Origin of the sequence: Sneathiella marina (assembly GCF_023746535.1) — a bacterium.
In the GTDB taxonomy this organism is placed as follows: Bacteria; Pseudomonadota; Alphaproteobacteria; order Sneathiellales; family Sneathiellaceae; genus Sneathiella; species Sneathiella marina.
Window position 1 is genome coordinate 603767 of the sequence record NZ_CP098747.1, and the last position, 17340, is coordinate 621106.

The 17340-nt window shown below is 46.9% G+C and carries 16 protein-coding genes; 12 read left to right on the forward strand and 4 right to left on the reverse strand.

Annotation, left to right across the window (positions count from 1 at the left end):
• Positions 1-14: 14 nt before the first annotated feature.
• Both NBZ79_RS03025 and NBZ79_RS03030 read left to right on the forward strand, forming a co-directional pair.
• Positions 15-1181, forward strand: coding sequence for an acyltransferase family protein (locus NBZ79_RS03025; protein ID WP_251935392.1), 1167 nt, complete (start codon positions 15-17; stop codon positions 1179-1181).
• A complete protein-coding gene (locus NBZ79_RS03030; RefSeq protein ID WP_251935393.1) occupies positions 1178-1921 on the forward strand; it encodes a YqiA/YcfP family alpha/beta fold hydrolase in 744 nt (247 codons plus the stop codon). Before NBZ79_RS03025 ends, NBZ79_RS03030 begins: the two co-directional genes overlap by 4 nt.
• A 21-nt stretch (positions 1922-1942) precedes the next feature.
• Here NBZ79_RS03030 and NBZ79_RS03035 read toward each other — a convergent pair whose 3' ends face one another.
• A complete protein-coding gene (locus NBZ79_RS03035; protein WP_251935395.1) occupies positions 1943-2629 on the reverse strand; it encodes a nitroreductase in 687 nt (228 codons plus the stop codon).
• A 228-nt stretch (positions 2630-2857) separates the two neighbouring features.
• On the opposite strand from NBZ79_RS03035, the gene NBZ79_RS03040 reads away from it, so the two are divergent.
• The gene (locus tag NBZ79_RS03040; RefSeq protein ID WP_251935398.1) at positions 2858-3943 is read left to right on the forward strand and encodes an MBL fold metallo-hydrolase; all 1086 of its coding nucleotides are present in this window, start codon (positions 2858-2860) and stop codon (positions 3941-3943) included.
• An 11-nt stretch (positions 3944-3954) separates the two neighbouring features.
• On the opposite strand, the gene NBZ79_RS03045 is transcribed toward NBZ79_RS03040, so the two are convergent.
• Together NBZ79_RS03045 and NBZ79_RS03050 are read right to left on the reverse strand one after the other, a co-directional pair.
• Positions 3955-5364: an amidase family protein gene (locus tag NBZ79_RS03045; RefSeq protein WP_251935399.1), complete on the reverse strand. Its 1410-nt coding sequence runs from the start codon at positions 5362-5364 to the stop codon at positions 3955-3957.
• An 11-nt stretch (positions 5365-5375) separates the two neighbouring features.
• The gene (locus NBZ79_RS03050; protein ID WP_251935402.1) at positions 5376-6965 is read right to left on the reverse strand and encodes an AMP-binding protein; all 1590 of its coding nucleotides are present in this window, start codon (positions 6963-6965) and stop codon (positions 5376-5378) included.
• Between the two features lie 257 nt (positions 6966-7222).
• On the opposite strand from NBZ79_RS03050, the gene NBZ79_RS03055 reads away from it, so the two are divergent.
• The 6 genes from NBZ79_RS03055 to NBZ79_RS03080 all read left to right on the forward strand — a co-directional run bounded on the left by NBZ79_RS03055 (position 7223) and on the right by NBZ79_RS03080 (position 12950).
• Positions 7223-7861 (forward strand): VOC family protein, encoded by a 639-nt coding sequence (locus NBZ79_RS03055; RefSeq protein ID WP_251935404.1) that lies wholly within the window; start codon positions 7223-7225, stop codon positions 7859-7861.
• 110 nt (positions 7862-7971) lie between these two features.
• Entirely contained in the window at positions 7972-9219 is a 1248-nt protein-coding gene (locus tag NBZ79_RS03060; protein ID WP_251935407.1) for an acyl-CoA dehydrogenase family protein, read from the forward strand.
• Between the two features lie 22 nt (positions 9220-9241).
• Positions 9242-10216, forward strand: a complete 975-nt coding sequence (locus NBZ79_RS03065) for an alpha/beta hydrolase (protein ID WP_251935409.1) — start codon at positions 9242-9244, stop codon at positions 10214-10216.
• Positions 10217-10413: 197 nt separating this feature from the next.
• The gene (locus NBZ79_RS03070; RefSeq protein ID WP_251935412.1) at positions 10414-10965 is read left to right on the forward strand and encodes a PadR family transcriptional regulator; all 552 of its coding nucleotides are present in this window, start codon (positions 10414-10416) and stop codon (positions 10963-10965) included.
• Positions 10949-11407: a DUF2141 domain-containing protein gene (locus NBZ79_RS03075; RefSeq protein ID WP_251935414.1), complete on the forward strand. Its 459-nt coding sequence runs from the start codon at positions 10949-10951 to the stop codon at positions 11405-11407. Before NBZ79_RS03070 ends, NBZ79_RS03075 begins: the two co-directional genes overlap by 17 nt.
• A gap of 28 nt (positions 11408-11435) precedes the next feature.
• Entirely contained in the window at positions 11436-12950 is a 1515-nt protein-coding gene (locus tag NBZ79_RS03080; protein ID WP_251935417.1) for a carotenoid oxygenase family protein, read from the forward strand.
• Positions 12951-13019: 69 nt separating this feature from the next.
• Here the strand turns inward: NBZ79_RS03080 and NBZ79_RS03085 are convergent, their stop codons facing one another.
• Complete coding sequence (locus NBZ79_RS03085; RefSeq protein WP_251935420.1) at positions 13020-13862, reverse strand: EAL domain-containing protein; 843 nt, start codon at positions 13860-13862, stop codon at positions 13020-13022.
• Between the two features lie 1053 nt (positions 13863-14915).
• Between NBZ79_RS03085 and NBZ79_RS03090 the strand changes: the two genes are divergently transcribed.
• The 3 genes from NBZ79_RS03090 to def all read left to right on the forward strand — a co-directional run bounded on the left by NBZ79_RS03090 (position 14916) and on the right by def (position 17313).
• On the forward strand, positions 14916-15623 hold the full coding sequence (locus NBZ79_RS03090) for a response regulator transcription factor (protein WP_251935422.1): 708 nt from the start codon (positions 14916-14918) through the stop codon (positions 15621-15623).
• 153 nt (positions 15624-15776) lie between these two features.
• Positions 15777-16667 (forward strand): KPN_02809 family neutral zinc metallopeptidase, encoded by an 891-nt coding sequence (ypfJ, locus tag NBZ79_RS03095; RefSeq protein WP_251935424.1) that lies wholly within the window; start codon positions 15777-15779, stop codon positions 16665-16667.
• 121 nt (positions 16668-16788) lie between these two features.
• Complete coding sequence (def, locus tag NBZ79_RS03100; RefSeq protein WP_251935426.1) at positions 16789-17313, forward strand: peptide deformylase; 525 nt, start codon at positions 16789-16791, stop codon at positions 17311-17313.
• Positions 17314-17340 lie beyond the last annotated feature (27 nt).

Here is a 17340-nt window from a genome sequence, read left to right on the forward strand (position 1 = left end):
CCGTTATTCTATCATTGCTGACGCTTGCTGCTTACAGCACTTATATTCTCAGCGGTTCGGCCGAGAATCTTTACCAATGGTCAAAGAGTTTCGCGCCTTACGAAATGCGTGAGCATTTGGGGATGAGCAAACGATATCTCTTGCAGTATGGTCATTTGGTTTTTTTGTTTACGCTTTTATTTCTGTCGAGATACATTTTCATAGAGCCCAGGGATTTTCCACTCTCCGAAAAGTTTATCAGCACCGTTGCCAAATATACTCCTGCCGTATTTTTATTTCATTTTCCAATCTTGTTCTTTCTGGCTGCTATTACAAACTATGATCGAACCCGACTACTCGATCAGGTTCTTTTATTGGTTTCTGTTTTGGCCATTTCCGTATCGCTTGGAAAAATCTGTTTTATTATCAAACCTGCGTTTGATAAATGCGAAGCGATTTCGATCAAATTCCTTACGAAAAAATATCCCGTAAAAGTCTCCATTGAACGACTTCCTTTGCGTCTTACGACAGTGCATAGCAAATATCTCAATTTTGTGAAAATTGTGTCCATGGGTGCTATTGTATTTGGACATTTCAGCTTCAGGGAATTTACTAATTACTCTTTGCCCGGTTTTGACGGATCAGCACCTAGGTTTGCAGTACCGGTGTTTTTCATGCTTTCCGGTTACTTTCTGATGCTGAGCATAGACCGGTGTACGACCGATGCTCCTGTTTTATTTTTCCGCCGCTTCTGGAGTTTGTACTATCTAATCGTGCCAATGCTTTTATTCGTTCCCTTAATGGATAATATTGGTTATGCCGAGGGAGCTCAGATCTATCAGTATGACGATTATTATGTGTTTGAGCGTGAACGGGGTCCACTCGGGGTACCCATTTTTTTAGCGACCTGGATTAACAGTCTTTTGTATCTTAATGAAATATGGCTCTACACTCTTTCTGGGTTGAGTGATATGCGTGGTGGCATTGTTGCCTTCAGCAATGACCCATATTGGTTTATTTGCTATCTGATCCCTTACACATTACTCATGATTGTCGGACGCATGGTTCAAGGGTTGAAAAAATACCTGATAATAAGCTTGATTTGTCTGATCATCGGTCCGCCGATTTTAATGTTAGCCCCTTTGTTTTTTGCCGGGGCATTAGCGTATATTCTCCATAAGCGAATAGGAGGTCCGTTGTGAGAATTCGAAAGATACTTAAAAGCTGGGCTGTCAAATTACAGATTTTGCCTTTGCTCATCCTGCTGGTTTCCAATCCTTATGCGGACGCGGCGGCGATCGAGTTCGGTATGTTTAAAGAGAATACAATTTTTTCGAAGGATACAGATGGTTTTAAGGACAAAGTCCTGCTGCTGTTCCATGGGCTTCGGTCCGCGCATCCAAATGGTACCTTTAGAAGATTGAACAAGGCGTTATCGGATGAGTATAGCGTCGTCGGGGTCAATTATAACTACATGGATGTAGAGCGAAACAAACGTGAGTTCGATGACTTATGGACGCGTTATTTGGCCGGCCATGAAGTTTTCGTCTTTGGTGCGTCGTTGGGTGGTTTTTGGGCCGATTACTTTGCTAATAAATATGGAGTTGAAAAAATGGTCTTGGTGAATCCAGTTACATCCCCAATACTGGATTTGACCCAGTTTATTGGTGAGCAATATAGTGAAAGACGGCAGCAGCAATTTGTCGTGGCATTGGAGCATATAGAAGACTACGCAGCCCTAAGGCTTCCCGCTCACCCAAATACCAAAAGCCTTGTTATTTTAACGCGTGATGATCCGGTCATTAATTTTCGACAGGCGATGGAGAAATACTTGAAAAATGAAAATAGTCAGCTCGTTATTTTCGGAACTGGTGGCCATTCATTGCAGTTATCTGATCCCATATACTTATCTGTAATGAAAGCTTTCCTGGAATCCAAATAGTTGGGCTTTTTGGAATATAAATTAAGTATCTGCGGGTTCGAAGCCTATATACTGCACGACGTTGGCAACATCTTCGCGATCGCTAACCAGTGTATTTTCTATGGCATTGGTATCTTCATATCCCAATGCCATGCCCGAAACAAGCACCTGATCATCTGGAATATTGAGGTGCCTGAAGATTGGCTCCTGAAAAGAGATCCAGGCTGCTTGCGGACAGGTATGCAAACCTTCACCTCTTGCAGCAAGCATCACCGTTTGCATATATAGCCCGACATCGGACCAGCTTCCTTTACCGAGATAGGCATCCATTGTGAAAAACATTCCGACCGGGGCGTCAAAAAATTTATAGTTTCTTTTGGCCTGGATCATTGTTCTTTCACGATCGCCTTTTTGGATGCCGAGTAACCCATATAGGCTCCAGCCGACTCCGCGCCGACGATCCCGATGAATATCCTTCCAGTTTGAAGGATAATAGTCATAGTCTTCATATTTTTCAGCTTTGCCTTGATCAAATAGATCGCACACATCAGTGGCAATGGCGTTTTTTACAGCGCCAGTACAGACATATGTATGCCACGGCTGGGTATTAGTGCCGCTCGGCGCCTGTTGGGACAGCTTTAAAATTCTTTCGATGGTTTCCTGCGGGACGGTCCGGTCTGTGAAGGCCCGGACAGATTTTCGAGAACGGATTGCTTCTTCAACATTCATAGGGACACCTTCCTGGCATTTTATTTTGAGGTATTCTAACAATCGTTAGGTGAAGGTCCAGAAAATTCCTCCCCATGTCAGTTGTAAATTTTAAAGCAGTTCAAATATTATGCATGACATGGCTCCTAATTGATGTGAGAAATGTTTTCTAAAGATGATTTGTTTAATTGTCCTGAGCAATCCGTGTTTCGTAGTCTCCTTAGTATTCGAAAATCTGGTTCCATAAATATGAAAATATTTACCAAAAGTGTTTCAGTAAAAACGGCCAGCCGTGGGTTGTTGTCCGCCATGCTGGCGTCCCTGCTTCTGGTTGCCTGCGAAACCACCAGTCAAACAATGGCAGAGACGAAAAAACCGCCGCACCATACTGCAGAGGGGTATCGAAACTTACATATCGAGCATCCTGACAAGAATTTTTTTGATTTTCTCTATATGCGATTTTTCAGCGATGTTGAATGGGCGGATCATGAAAGCCGCGCGGCGGAAATTACGGTCAAGGACCTGGATATTGATTTGGTTAATGAGCCTGGCACGCGTAATCAGGTTAGCTGGCTCGGCCACTCCACCTTTTTAATTCAAAAAGGCGGTAAAAATATTCTGACGGATCCGATTTTTGCCGACAGAGCGTCACCCGTGCCGTTCGCCGGGCCTGCCAGATACATCAAGCATGTGGTTGATTATGATAAATTGCCGGACATTGACTATGTTGTCATCAGCCATAACCATTATGACCATCTGGATAGCGAAACCATAAGCCGATTGGGCAATACGCCAATGTATTTAGTTCCCTTGGGCCTTAAAGCCTGGTTTGTTGAGCAAGGAATTCTGGCTGAAAGAATTCGAGAGCATGACTGGTGGGATCGGACTAAATTGGACGGGGTTACTATTCAGGCAATGCCCTCACAACATTGGTCGGCGCGCGGACTGGGAGATCGACATGAAACCCTGTGGGCGAGTTGGTATCTGGATTTTGGCGACCGTACTTTGTGGTTTGGCGGTGATACGGGGTATAACCCTGTCCAGTTTAAGGAGATTGGCGCGGCGACAGGCGGCGTGGATTTAGCGCTTATTCCCATCGGCGGTTATGCTCCCCGATCCTTCATGAAGACCTATCATGTAAATCCGGAAGAGGCGATATTCATCCATCAGGATATTCAAGCGACCAAAAGTATTGGAATGCATTGGGGAACCTTTCCTCTGACGGCAGAAGGACCGATCGACCCGCAAATCGAGCTCATGTCAAAGCGCAAGAAACATCTCTTATCAGACGAAGAATTTTCGACCATGATTGTTGGCGAAACCTTCGAATGGTAAGCGAATTTATGTTATTCTCTGGCCCATAATTGATGGGCTAAAACGCCAACAGTGTTTTCGATAATTTGCGCTGCATCCAGGCAGGTATCTTCTCGAAACCGTCGCCCGATGATTTGCACGCCTGTAGGTATGCCATCAGTAATGCCCAAGGGGACGGCCGCCGAGGGAAGTCCTAAAAGGTTTATTGCATAAAGCATACTTTGTTCATCCAGCATTTCACGGATCCGGTCATTACCCTGTTGATCAGCGTCTTGTGGAAAGGGAGGCGTCTGAGAGACAGGTGCGACAACGAGAGGATATCTTTCCATAAAGACGGACCAAGCCCGAAGTAAGCGAGTGCGATCTGCGAAAGCACGTGTCTGGCCGTCAAGATCCCGCGCGTTAGAGGCTGCCAGGTATCCGTCAAGGACGCGAATGAAGTCCTCGGAGCCCATGGCGCGCATTGCAGTTTCACTCATGACCTGGGTATCCGTCATCAACAGGCTGCGCCACGCCTCGGCAATCTCCGCAACCAGCGGCGGATCAATCAGTTCAACCTCATAGCCTGCGGCGGCTAACAGATGTCCTGCTTCATCAACAGCCTTGGCGACGGTTGGATGACAGGAAACACCAGCCGGAGTTTTCGTTAATGCGACTTTAATTGGCCCGTCTAAATGTGGTCCATCTAGAGGTGCTGCCGTGTGCCAAGGATCCCGGGGGTCGGGCTGGATCATCGCCTCAAGCGATAAGCGCACATCCCTCACTTCTCTGGCAATGGGGCCCTGAACGGACATGAGTTGGACCATCGGCGGACGCTCTTCCGTGGCAGTCGGGTTGTAGGCGGGAACTCGACCCATACTGGGGCGAATAGTTGCAACACCGCAAGCATAGGCTGGATACCGCAGGGAGCCACCAAGATCGTTGCCATGCCCCATTGCTCCAATCCCCAAGGCGACGGATGAGGAGGCACCGCCGGAGGATCCACCCGGTGTGATCCCATGATCCCACGGGTTCAAGGTCTTCCCACGCAACGGATTGTCGGTAAACCAACGGTAGCTGAATTCCGGTGTGTTTGTCCGGCCGATGATAATTGCACCCGCTTTTCTCAAATTTGAAACGACCGGTGAATCTTCATTCGCGATGATTTTGTCAAGATCGGGAATTCCGTTGGGCGTACTATATCCTGCTTGATCGACATTTTCCTTGATCGTAATGGGAACGCCATGCAGTGGGCCCGTTGCGACACCTGTCGATTGAATAGCATCTGCCTCGTCTGCGGCTTTGCGGGCTTCCGTTGACAAATCGACCGTCACGGCATTTACGCTGCCGTTCATTTTTTCCATACGCAATAAAGCGGCAGCAACGGCGTCTTTGGCACTGATGTCTTTGTTGCGGATTGCTGCAGCCGTTTTTACGGCACCCCATTGCCAGATTTCATCCATTACAGTTCCTTTCAGGCTTCGATAGTTGGCAGTCTTGCGCGTAACTCGTTTTTGGCGATTTTCTCTAAGGTGGAGCGAGGAAACTCATCTACAATTATCACATCGCGGATTACTTTGAAATCCGTGAGGTTTTTTTCGCAGACATCTACGAGCTGCGCAGCAAGATCTACTGGCGCCGACGGGCTTGGGATGAGAAAGACCACGGGCACTTCATCCAGCATTGAATGCTTTTGCCCGACCACGGCACATTCATTAACCCAGCCGGTTTCATTGATGACGGATTCGATTTCAGACGCGGCCACATTTTCACCGCCTACTTTCAGCATATCTTTTTCGCGGTCTCCAAAAAACAGATTTCCCTCCTCATCCATGACAATGAGATCTCCTGTTTCAAACCAGCCATCGTCATCAAATGCCTTGGCATTTGCTTCGTCATTGTCAAAATATTCCTTGAACAGGCTGACCCCGCGAACCCCCCGAATATAGAGCAGGCCGCGTGAGCCCGGGGTAATGTAAGCTCCCTTTTCATCGCGAATTTCGATATCATATCCCGGCGCTACCCGTCCAATTCCCAGATCAGGTCCGGGTTGATCGATATCGCCAAATATTCCTTGAGTGATAATTTCGGTCATTCCCCACCAGCCAAATGTTTTAATGCCGTATGTTTCCTCGACTATTTTCATACGAATTCCCGGGCCCCAGAAACGAAAACAATGGTCCGGCGGCGGGTCTTGAGCAAGCAGGGCCTTTACACAAAAGGGAATGAGGGAGGCCCATGTGCATTTATTCCTCCGGGCAACATCCCAGAAGCGCGAGGCAGAAAATTTTGGTTGTACAACAATCGTACCACCAACCCATAACATCGCTAACATTGAATAGGATTGGGCGTTCGTATGAAATAACGGCAAAAAAACCTGGGTGATATCGTCGTCCCGAAGTCGCATATGCGCTGCGCTCATTTGTGCACCCCAGATAGCGTTTGCATGGGACCACAATACTGCTTTTGGTCGTGAGGTCGTGCCGGACGTAAATTGCACACTTAAGTCGGCATGTGGATCGACGGCGCGCGTCGGAATTTCATTGTCAGCTTTGAGTAAGTCAGAAAACGCCAGATGGGGAATGTCTTCAGGAGCCGATGCTGGAACACCAGAGTCATTATCCGTTAAGATCAGGAAACTAACATTTGGCGCTGTATCAAAAACCAGTTTTGCGAAACAGGGCTGTGTGATTGCAGCAACGACACCAGAATGTTCGGCAAAATAACTCATATCCCGGGCAACCGATCGGGTATTGGTCGACACGGCTATGGCACCAATTTTAACGCAGGCGAACCAGGATATTATAAATTCCGGACTATTATCCAAATGGATCAGGATGCTGTCCCCTAAAGTGATCCCTTTTGCATGCAATGCGCCCGCCAACGCATCTACCTTTTGCCCGACTTCAGCATAGGTATAGATTTTTCTGCGTCCGTCAAAAGGTTCCCATACCAAGAACGGTTTATCAGGGTTGCGGGTTACCCATTGATCGAGCAGCCAGGGAACATCGCGGCCTTCCACCATGGATCTGTGGGATTTTTCAATAGCGCTTATCAATGCCATATCGCGTTCCTTTTCTTTTGGGCGAAGCCCAGATCGTTTTTGATTACCTGCGATTGTAAAGATGAGGATAATCCAGACGGGGATAGTGAACAAGTTTTGCTTTATCCAGATGGCCGTCAATTTTCTTTCCGGAAAAATATAAACAAGGGTTTCATTCCTAAGCAAAAAAGTCTCTAATTCGCAAAAAAAAGGAGATCGCTATTAAACTCGCGAAACAACATCTTGATATTGGCCTTTATACGAATAATCGCGATGCCATGCTGGAGTTCTGGCAAACTGAAATAGGCCTTTCATTTGATCATATGGGGAAATTGGGAGGCGGCGTTCAGCAACATCGTCATTTTTTGGGGGACGGACCAACAGGCCCCATTCTTAAAATTAACCACGCGCGTGATCCATTGCCAATAGCACCGGCGGCGGGCTACAGAGAGCTTTTGCTCGCACGGGAAAATATTACAGAGCCTAAGCATTTTCTTGATCCCGATGGGAATGCGGTGTCGTTGATCCCGGCTAATTACCTGGGGATTTCCGGAATTGGTGTTCGGGTGAAAGTGACAAGTTTGGTTGCCTTCGATGATTTTTACGGGCGAATATTATCTCTTCCTGCAAAGCCGGAAGCTGGTGATCATGCCTACATCTGCGGTACCAGTGTTATAATTGCTGAGCTGGACCCTGAGGCAACCAGCGATGCTCAGCAGCTTGCAAAAGGATATCGCTATTTAACTGCGCAGATCTATGATGCGGATGGCGAATATAAAAATGTTATCGATCTTGGTGGAAACGGAGGACATGAGCCGCGAACGCTTGGTACAACCGTTCGCTATGGTTTTATCCGAGATGCGGATGGGAACTGGATTGAGTTATCTCAACGCGCCACCCTCACGGGGCCTTTATAATCCGTTTGGCAACCGCCCAATTGCCTTACCAAGGGAATGGCGGTTGACAGATGGGGTCAAGAAACGCAGCATCGGCTGCAATCAACCTTTAACAATGAGGATAAAAAAATATGTCGGGAAACGACCAGGAATTGTTCAACCTAGCTATGTCAGAAGAAGCACGCCCTTTGCTTCATGCTTTGCAAAAGCATATTGAGGAAAATGTCGCACCAATAACGGAAGAATTCTTTGCATTAAACGAAGGAAAAGAAGACCGTTGGAGTTGGCATCCCCGTCAGTTGGAGTTGCTGGACGGTGCGAAAGCAAAAGCCAAGGAATCCGGATTATGGAATTTTTTCCTGCCCGATGCGGATACCGGTGAAGGACTGAGCAATCTTGACTATGCCTATATCGCGTCCGAGCTTGGCAAATACAGTCTGGCGTCTGAAACCTTGAATTGTAGCGCACCGGACACCGGGAATATGGAAGTATTGGAGCGGGTTGGAACGCCTGCCCAAAAGGAAAAATGGTTGAAGCCGCTATTGAACGGAGAGATAAGGTCAGCCTATGCAATGACGGAACCCGGTCAAGCGTCTTCTGATGCGAAGAATATTAGCACGACAGCTCATCTGGAAAATGGCGAATGGGTCATTAATGGTGAAAAATACTATATTTCGGGTGCTGGTGATCCAAGATGCAAGATCATGATTACCATGGTCAAAACCAGTCCTGATGCACCGGCCTCAAAACAACAATCGCAAATTCTCGTGCCGATTGACACGCCGGGCGTGGAGATTCTTGAAGGGATGCAGGTTTTTGGTGAAGACCATGCCCCGCGCGGTCATATGCATATCAAATTCAATAATGTACGGGTTCCAGAAGAGAATATGCTGCTGGGTGAAGGGCGAGGATTTGAGATTTCTCAAGTCAGACTGGGACCTGGGCGTATTCATCATTGTATGCGATCGTTGGGCCAGGCAGAAAAAGCCCTGGAGTTGATGGTCAACCGCGCCGGTAGCCGCACAGCTTTCGGTAAAACGATTTTGAAACTTGGCAAGAATGTTGAGGTTATTTCCCGGGCGCGCATAGAAATTGACGCCATGCGGCTGATGGTCCTTCAAGCAGCCAAGGCGATGGACGTGCTTGGAAATAGGGAAGCGCGTGTCTATGTCAGTGCGGTGAAGGCGATGGTGCCGGAAAAAGTCTGTGTGATTATTGATCAGGCAATCCAAATGCACGGCGCCACCGGCGTCTCGCAATGGACACCGCTGGCCACAATGTACGCCCATCAGCGCCACCTTCGGTTTGCCGATGGCCCGGATGAAGTACATCATATGGTCGTTGGTCGTGCCGAAGCGCAAAAGCATGATATGTGGTAGCAGGCATCGGTAGGGGATCGTTATGAAGAATCAGATTGTAGAAGAATTCATGGTTCCCACTGACGATTCCGATATTTCAATATACCTACGAAACAAGCGGCGCCCGGATACCTTGCTTGGAAAGCCGGACCGGACGCTGCTGTTTGTACATGGGGCGACCTATCCTTCGTCGGTAACTTTTGATTTCGTTGCCGGTGGATATTCATGGATGGATACATTGGCGGACGCTGGATTTGACTGTTGGCTCATGGATATCCGGGGATACGGTCGGTCTGACCGGCCAGCAGAAATGTCAGAGCCGGCCGACGCAAATGGACCCATTGTCCATACCGATGTCGCAGTTGATGATCTTGCGTTAATGGTCGATTTCATACTTGCAAAACGGAACATCGAAAAGCTGCAATTGATTGGATATTCGTGGGGAACCTTAATTACGGGTGCCTTTACATCCATGAATAATGAAAAAGTTGAGCGGCTTGCTCTGTATGGAACAAGCATGCTCAATTCCGGGGCATCCTTGATCGGGAGTGAGCGCCCAACATCCGCGTATCGGTATGTCGATGCCAATTCAATAAAGGCGCGCTGGGAGCATGGACTTACGGCGGCTGAAATTGACGATATCATCGAACCTGACTGGCAGCAGCGATGGCTTGACGAGGCTATTACCAGCGATCCTAATTCTGCCAACCATGATCCACCGTTATTGAGGGCACCGACGGGCGTTGTTGATGACAAGGTATGTCGTTGGTCTCAAGGTGTATTTCAATATGATCCGGCTGAAGTTAAAGTCCCGACATTGATCATCGTCGGCGAGAAAGACATCGAGACCTCGCCGGAGGGTGCAATCACTCTCTACCATAAACTTGTTAACACGCCCCATCGTCGCTATACGATTGTAGGGAACATGACCCATTCGGCGTTGATTGAGCGTCGCCGGGATCAGTTATTCAGGGCTACGCAATCCTTCCTTGAAGAAGATTTTCAGAAATCGAAGTAAAAAAGCAACGTCCGGATAGGACTAAAATCAGGACATCATTGATCTACACCGACCGCCAATTGGATTTCCTGAATAGCAGAAGATACCAAATAGCTTTATTTCTTGTGATCAAGCGCACATAAGTTGGGGAATTATCCGTTTGACATTTTTTGGTTATTGTATCTAATAGATATATCTAAAAGATACATAGGTATTGAATGACATTAAAACGGTCGTCCATTCCCCTGCTTGGGTTGCTGACCTGGCGACCAATGTCAGGCTATGAGCTTAAACAGGAAATCGAGGGGAGCCTTGAGAATTTCTGGAGCGAGAGTTTCGGGCAGCTTTATCCCCATCTTCGCGATTTACATCACGCGGGTCTGATTGAGGAAATTGATGATGCTGCCAATGATAGTCGATCAAAGCGGACATATGCGATTACGGATGACGGTCGCCGGGCGCTTCGGCACTGGTTGTCGGATGCTCCAAAGACCCGTCCTCCGCGCAATGAATTATTGTTGAAAGTCTTTTTTGCGTCGGAAGGAGATACGGCAGACATACTCCTTCATTGCCGGCAGGCAAGGGCCGACGCCATGGCCACCTTGGAGAAATATAAAGGGATCGATGCGCGACTAAAAGGCCTGACCAAGGAAACAGCGAAAGCCAGATATTGGCGTATGACATTACGCTTTGGAATGAGCCAAACCAGAAGTTTGATTTCCTGGTGTGATGCAACAATTGAGGAGCTGGAAAATGAACAGACGAATTAGAAAAAGAGTATCGAATATCACCGCATCGATGACAGTGGCCGCGGCTATTGGCGCCTTTACCGTTTCTTTTGCTGCTGCAGCAGATTTAAGGGTGAATGTGCAAGGTATTCGCAGTTCAGATGGTACAATACGTATTGCATTGCATGATGGAGAAAAGGGGTTTCCAAAAGATAGAAAGCCGGTTGCCGCTCAGGCACAGAATGCGGTGCCAGGATCCCTCGTTTTTATTTTTTCCGGCTTGCAACCTGGAAACTATGCGGTGACTTTGTTTCACGATGAAAATGGGAATGAAAAACTGGATTCCAATTTATTTGGTATTCCGACAGAGGGGTATGGTTTTTCAAACAACGCGCGGGGGAGCCTGGGCCCTCCTTCATTTGTGGAGGCAGTCATCGAGATCAAGACCTCGAATGTGGCGAATGATGTGACCATCGAATACTGAGCTTGTCTTTTCACTGAGGAGAACAGTTATGAATCGTCGGGATTTTCTGAAAACATTCGCAGCCTCTCTGGCCATGGGTACAGTTTCAGGTATTTCAAATGTTGTGGCTGGCGAGAGTTGGAAAAAAGAGTTTTCTATCGCGCTGAAAGAAAAACCCTGGCTGTTAGGTTATGAGGGTATTTCCGGACATGATTTCGGCGTTACTGCACTTACACAAAAGGGGCAGCTACCAGACGATCTGCGGGGGGTGTTGTATCGAAACGGTCCGGCTCAGCATGTTGTTGGAGACATGCGGTATCATCACTGGTTCGATGGCGATGGTTTGGTAAATGCTTTCCGGTTCAGTGAGGACGGAGTTACGCATCAAGGGCGATTTGTCCGGACGGCAAAATTTCAATCGGAAGCCAAGGCCGGACATGCAATTGAGCAGGGCTTTGGAACCGCTTTACTGTCATTGCGATCTCCCTCAAACAATGACGCCCTCAATGTAGCAAACATCAATGTCATTACCCATGCCGGTGAACTATTGGCCTTGTGGGAAGGTGGATCCGCCTATCGGCTGGATCCCGACACTTTGGAAACGTTGGGATTAAAAACCTGGAGTGCGGATACCAAAGGGTTGCCTTTCAGTGCCCATCCGCGAAAAGATGCCAATGGGACTTTATGGAATTTTGGTTACGCTACCTCCTTCGGAGCGTTGATCGTCTATCAAATTGCTGCGGACGGAACCCTAAAAAATGTAGACCTCATCAAACTTCCCTATTCATCCATGGTTCACGACTTCATGATTACGGAAAAGTATCTGGTTTTTATCCTGCCGCCTTTTCATTATGATACGTCCCGGCAAGGCAGCTTTCTTGATCATTTTGAATGGTATCCGGAAAGGGGTGGGGTTGCGCTGGTCATAGACAAGAATGATTCTTCCAAGGTGCAGGAAATCGAAATCCCTGCGTTCTGGGTTTTCCATTTTGCGAATGCGTATGATGAGCCAGACGGATCTATCGCTTTTAGCTGTCCCATATATCGAACCCCCAACATCATGACCCAAGGGTTTCGGAATGTTATGCGGGGCCGAGAAATCAGTTCCCTTGGATCCCGATTTATGTCGGCACGTCTGCATCCAGGGAAACGCAGTTTTACCTATGAGGAAGTGCCTGAGGCCGCTGCATCGGAGTTTCCGCGAATAGATGACCGCAGGCAAGGCGTGCGAGCGCGCTTCAGTTTCCTCATGAAATCCAGCGGAGAACTATCCCATGCCGGATTTGATAGGATATGCAGGCTCGATCAGAAGGCGGGAGCCCTTACATTCTATCAATTCGGGGCCCAGGAGCAGGCGGAGGAACATGTCTTCGTTGCCAACCCACGAAGTGATCAAGAGGGGCAGGGATGGCTCGTCGGGACGTCCCTTGATTACAACAGGCAGCGGACTTCCCTGAACGTCTTTGATGCGGAGAAGCCCGAAAATGGTCCAATTGCCCGTTTTGAGGCAGCTTTCCCTTTACCTTTTGGATTGCACGGTAATTTCGTACCGACGGGGTCCTAAATTTGATGACATGGAAGCAGGCCGCCCTGTTCTTTAAACAGCAGGCCGGGCAGAGAAGAAGGATGTTCTTTACGGGGCGGGGCGCGCCAGCAGGTAGCCCTGGGCCAGAGTGACCCCCTCTAACTGGGAGACCAGATCAAGCTGCAATTTCGTTTCAATACCTTCTATAACGACATCGCAATCGAAGAATTGCGCAAATTCGACAACGGCCCTAAAGGTGCGATGTTTATTGTTGTCCTGATTTACCGGTAGAAAGGATCTGTCTATTTTTACCCAGGCAACCAATGGCGAGTTAAGGTTTTCAAATCGCGACTGTCCGACACCGAAATCATCTATGGCAAACTTTATCCGGCTGTCGCGTCCGACTCGGTCGTGAAAATCATCCAATAGGTCACAGGGGAAAGCATTGCATTCCGACAATTCCAAAATCAACCTAAACCTGTTGGATGCGACAAACAAAAACTGATTGACCAGGTCAATGCAAACCTGATCTTCTAGGCAAGCGGGGGAAATATTAATTGTATAGATATACTCCTCAGGAATTTGATTTGTATTTCCATATTGACCAATCGCGCCAAGTGATCTGGTTTCTGTCCGTGCCCGCGTCAAAACGTCCTTTAGGACAACTTCTGTTATCCTCGGAACGAAATCATTATCTTGTGCGTATTGAATAATCTGTGGGTAAGACATACCCTTATAGCATGTTTTTGTCCGGAGTAATGCTTCCGCGCCAACGGCAATCTGGCGCTGGATATCGAATATGGGCTGATAGTGGACAACTGAGTTATTGATGGCTTCGAGAAACTGGCTATATTCGTCGCTCTGAGAGGCAGGGAGGAAATTGACATTTCCCAAGGCACCGTCCGTATTGTCCTTGAATTCAACATCGTGAGCGTGCAATTCCGTTGCCATGCTTTACTTACTCCTCGTATCCAAAATGTCATATAACAATATTGGGACGCAGGCGGAATTGTCATTGGTTACATTGTAAAACCCCATTTTCTACCCAATTGAATCACATATCTCTCCTTAAAATATGAAATAAACATCATATATATGATTTCTTTATGTATTTAATATGTAATACATATAGGCGATATTTTCATATTACTTCACGAGACTACAAATTGTAGATTGAAGCTTGGAAAATAGAAATACTGTAGGCAAGTCGACGGATTGCCGTGAGGAGAATTTCTTTCTTCCGGTGTGGCGATTGTAAAACTGTGATGGCATGGGCCTCCGTATTCGAATGTAATGATTGGCTGTAATTTTCAGGTCGCTTAATGTAATCGAAATTTTTTTAAGAAGCCGTCTATTGACGCCTGAAATCGACTTGCATATTTCGATTATTGCACTCGTTATAGGAGGATTTAGGAGCTGCATTCACAGTACGGTTGAGTGGCTGGCGTCAGTGTACTTATGGAAATTTGATGTTTTTTAGGGCTTTTGGAATTCGAATTTGCATAAAGTTGTTTTTAGTCAAATTTTAAACATTTTTAACGATTAGAAGGGCGCGAATACAATGCCGATAGTCAAGATTTATTACAAATATCTTCTTTGTCGGTTACAAACGCTATTGATGTAATAAATGTACCATATAATTGAAGCGAGTGATATATGTAAAATAATACATTTAACACGAGTGAATATTTGGCACTTTATTCAAGCTTATCTAACGATTTATGAAACTAGATATAATATAAATGCGATTGATGAAGCGGTAAATTTTATGTAGATGAACCGCCATAAAAAGAAACGTTCTCAGATTTTAATCCAGGTGTCTCGGAAAGTAATTACGCAGGCACGAGCATAAACGAGTAATTTTTAGTACAGGTATACGAGAGGCTAGGGTATGTAATGGAGAGGTTATGCAACGCAAGTATATTTCAAAAAACCGCTTTCGAGAGTTCTCGGGTTTTACTAATTGATTCAGATCTTTCTTTTCAGGCCCAGATTTCAGATTATATGAGATTGCTTGGATTTACAGTTGATACTGCTGCGGATATTCAGGCAGCCGTTAAACTGGGTGGTGGGAGTCACTATGATGTTGTCATTGTGAACGCAAAGCTACCCGATGGCAGTGGGATAGGCCTGATAGAGGCAATTCGGACAGATGATAATATCATCAAAATCGTTATCGTTGACAGCGAAACACTAACTGCTCAGAAAATATGCGCCCTGGAGTCCGGGGCCGATGACTGTCTATCCAAGCCTGTGAGCTGCCGTGAACTTTTGTTACGGATTAAACAGCGGATGAAGCCGTCACAAATACACGAAGATTTAGCGGAGAAAACCTTTCATGTCTTGATGGACAAAATGGAAGTGTACGGGCCTGACACAAAAAAATTCAAGCTTTCCGGGAATGAATTCCAGATGATGATGATGTTCGTCAATCGGCGGTACGAAGTCTTGTCCAGGGATGAAATTTCAAAAGAGATATTTTCGGTGCCCTGGAATTATGATGATAGGCGCGTCGATAATCTTGTCGCGAAGCTTCGTAAAATTGTTGAGCCGCATGGAGAAATACCATCTTACATTAAGACTGTCCGTAACAAAGGGTATGTTTTTGTAGGGGATGCAGAGGTAAAGGATACGCGTGGCTCTAATTTGATGGCATTGCCTAAATGGACGACGATCGGACGTAATTCGAGTTTTTCAAACACGCCCGGCTAGACAATCCTTTCATGGAATGGCGACAGAAGACGCCAGTATATATTTTAGCGACGCCGCGGCGTGAAGGGAAGGTGGGAATAAAAATTTAGAGATCCTGTGTTTTTATAATATTATTTTCGTTAGCGAAGTAATTTGAATCACAGGGGAAAAACCATGAAATGGCGGGGTCGCCGGCAAAGCGACAATATTGAGGACAGGCGACAGCAAACCAGCGCGGGAGGTTATCGTGGTGGGCGCAGATTGCCGGTTCGATTACCAAAAGGGCGCGGTGGTCGTTTTGGGCTGGTTGGAATCCTGATTATTGTTGGGGTTTCGCTGTTTCTTGGTGTTGATCCAGCCGTCTTGCTGCAAGGGGGCATGCAGCCCGTATCGCAAGTAGAGAACCGGCAACCCGTGCAAGGTGATGAACCCAGCCAATTTGTAGCAGTGGTTCTGGCCGATACAGAAGATACTTGGCATACCCTGTTTGCGAACGCGCAGAGGCAATATGAGGAACCAAAGCTCGTTATTTTTTCAGACACCGTGAACTCGGCCTGTGGATATGCTCAGTCAGCAATGGGGCCGTTCTACTGTCCGGGGGATCGAAAAGTCTATCTTGATCTATCATTTTTCCAGGACTTGAAGAACCGCTTTGGTGCCCCCGGGGATTTTGCGCAAGCATATGTTATTGCACATGAAGTAGGGCACCATATACAGACATTGCTTGGAATTTCACAACAGGTAAACAAGCAACGCAGTAAGTTAAGCAAAGCTGAGGGGAATAAACTGTCGGTCATGCTGGAGTTGCAGGCAGATTGTTTCGCTGGCATATGGGCCTATTATGCCGACAATGCGCGTCAGTTACTTGACGCCGGGGATGTTGGCGAAGCCTTGAATGCGGCAGCGGCAATTGGGGATGATCGATTGCAACATCAAGGCACAGGGAGAGTTGTTCCCGATTCCTTTACCCATGGCACGTCCAGGCAGAGAGTAAGATGGTTCACAAAAGGATTTGAAACGGGAAATGTAGATACCTGCAATACATTTGCTGCCGCGGAACTTTAATGTTGATCGTGTATGTTTTCGCAACAGGCATTTTATTGGAATTGTGTCTTCAGGGTACGGTACGGCTCGGCGATAGAGTTTGCGCCCAGTTAAAGAAACACTGTAAGCCCGAGGTATGAATATGTTGAACTTACCTATTATTCTGGCGCCAAATCCAATTTTTCGTCAGAAAGCATCGAAAGTTGACAGTTTTGATGGGGCACTCCGGCAATGTATCGCCGATATGTTGGAGACATTATATGCGCATAAAGGTCTGGGGCTTGCCGGAAATATGGTTGGCGTACTAAAGCAGATCATTGTCATTGATCTGCAGACGGATGGCAAAAAAGATCCCCTTATTTTGATTAATCCGCACATTGTTGACGCGTCTGACGAAACGCAGATTTTCACCGAGGCATCGCTGAGCTATCCGGGCATTGAAGCACAAGTGCGCCGGCCAAAAAAAATAGCAGTTTCTTATTTTGATGAGATGCAAACAGCTCAGGAGCTAACGGCGGAAGGTTTTCTCGCCACGGTTATCCAGCATGAAATGGATTACCTCGATGGCAGGACATATCTGGATCAATTATCGCGTCTGAAAAAAGATAACCTGCTGCGTCGATACAGGAAAATTCGTATATCAGTAGCCCCTGCGGGAGGGGAATAAAGGCCTTTGCGATGGGGATGAACGACG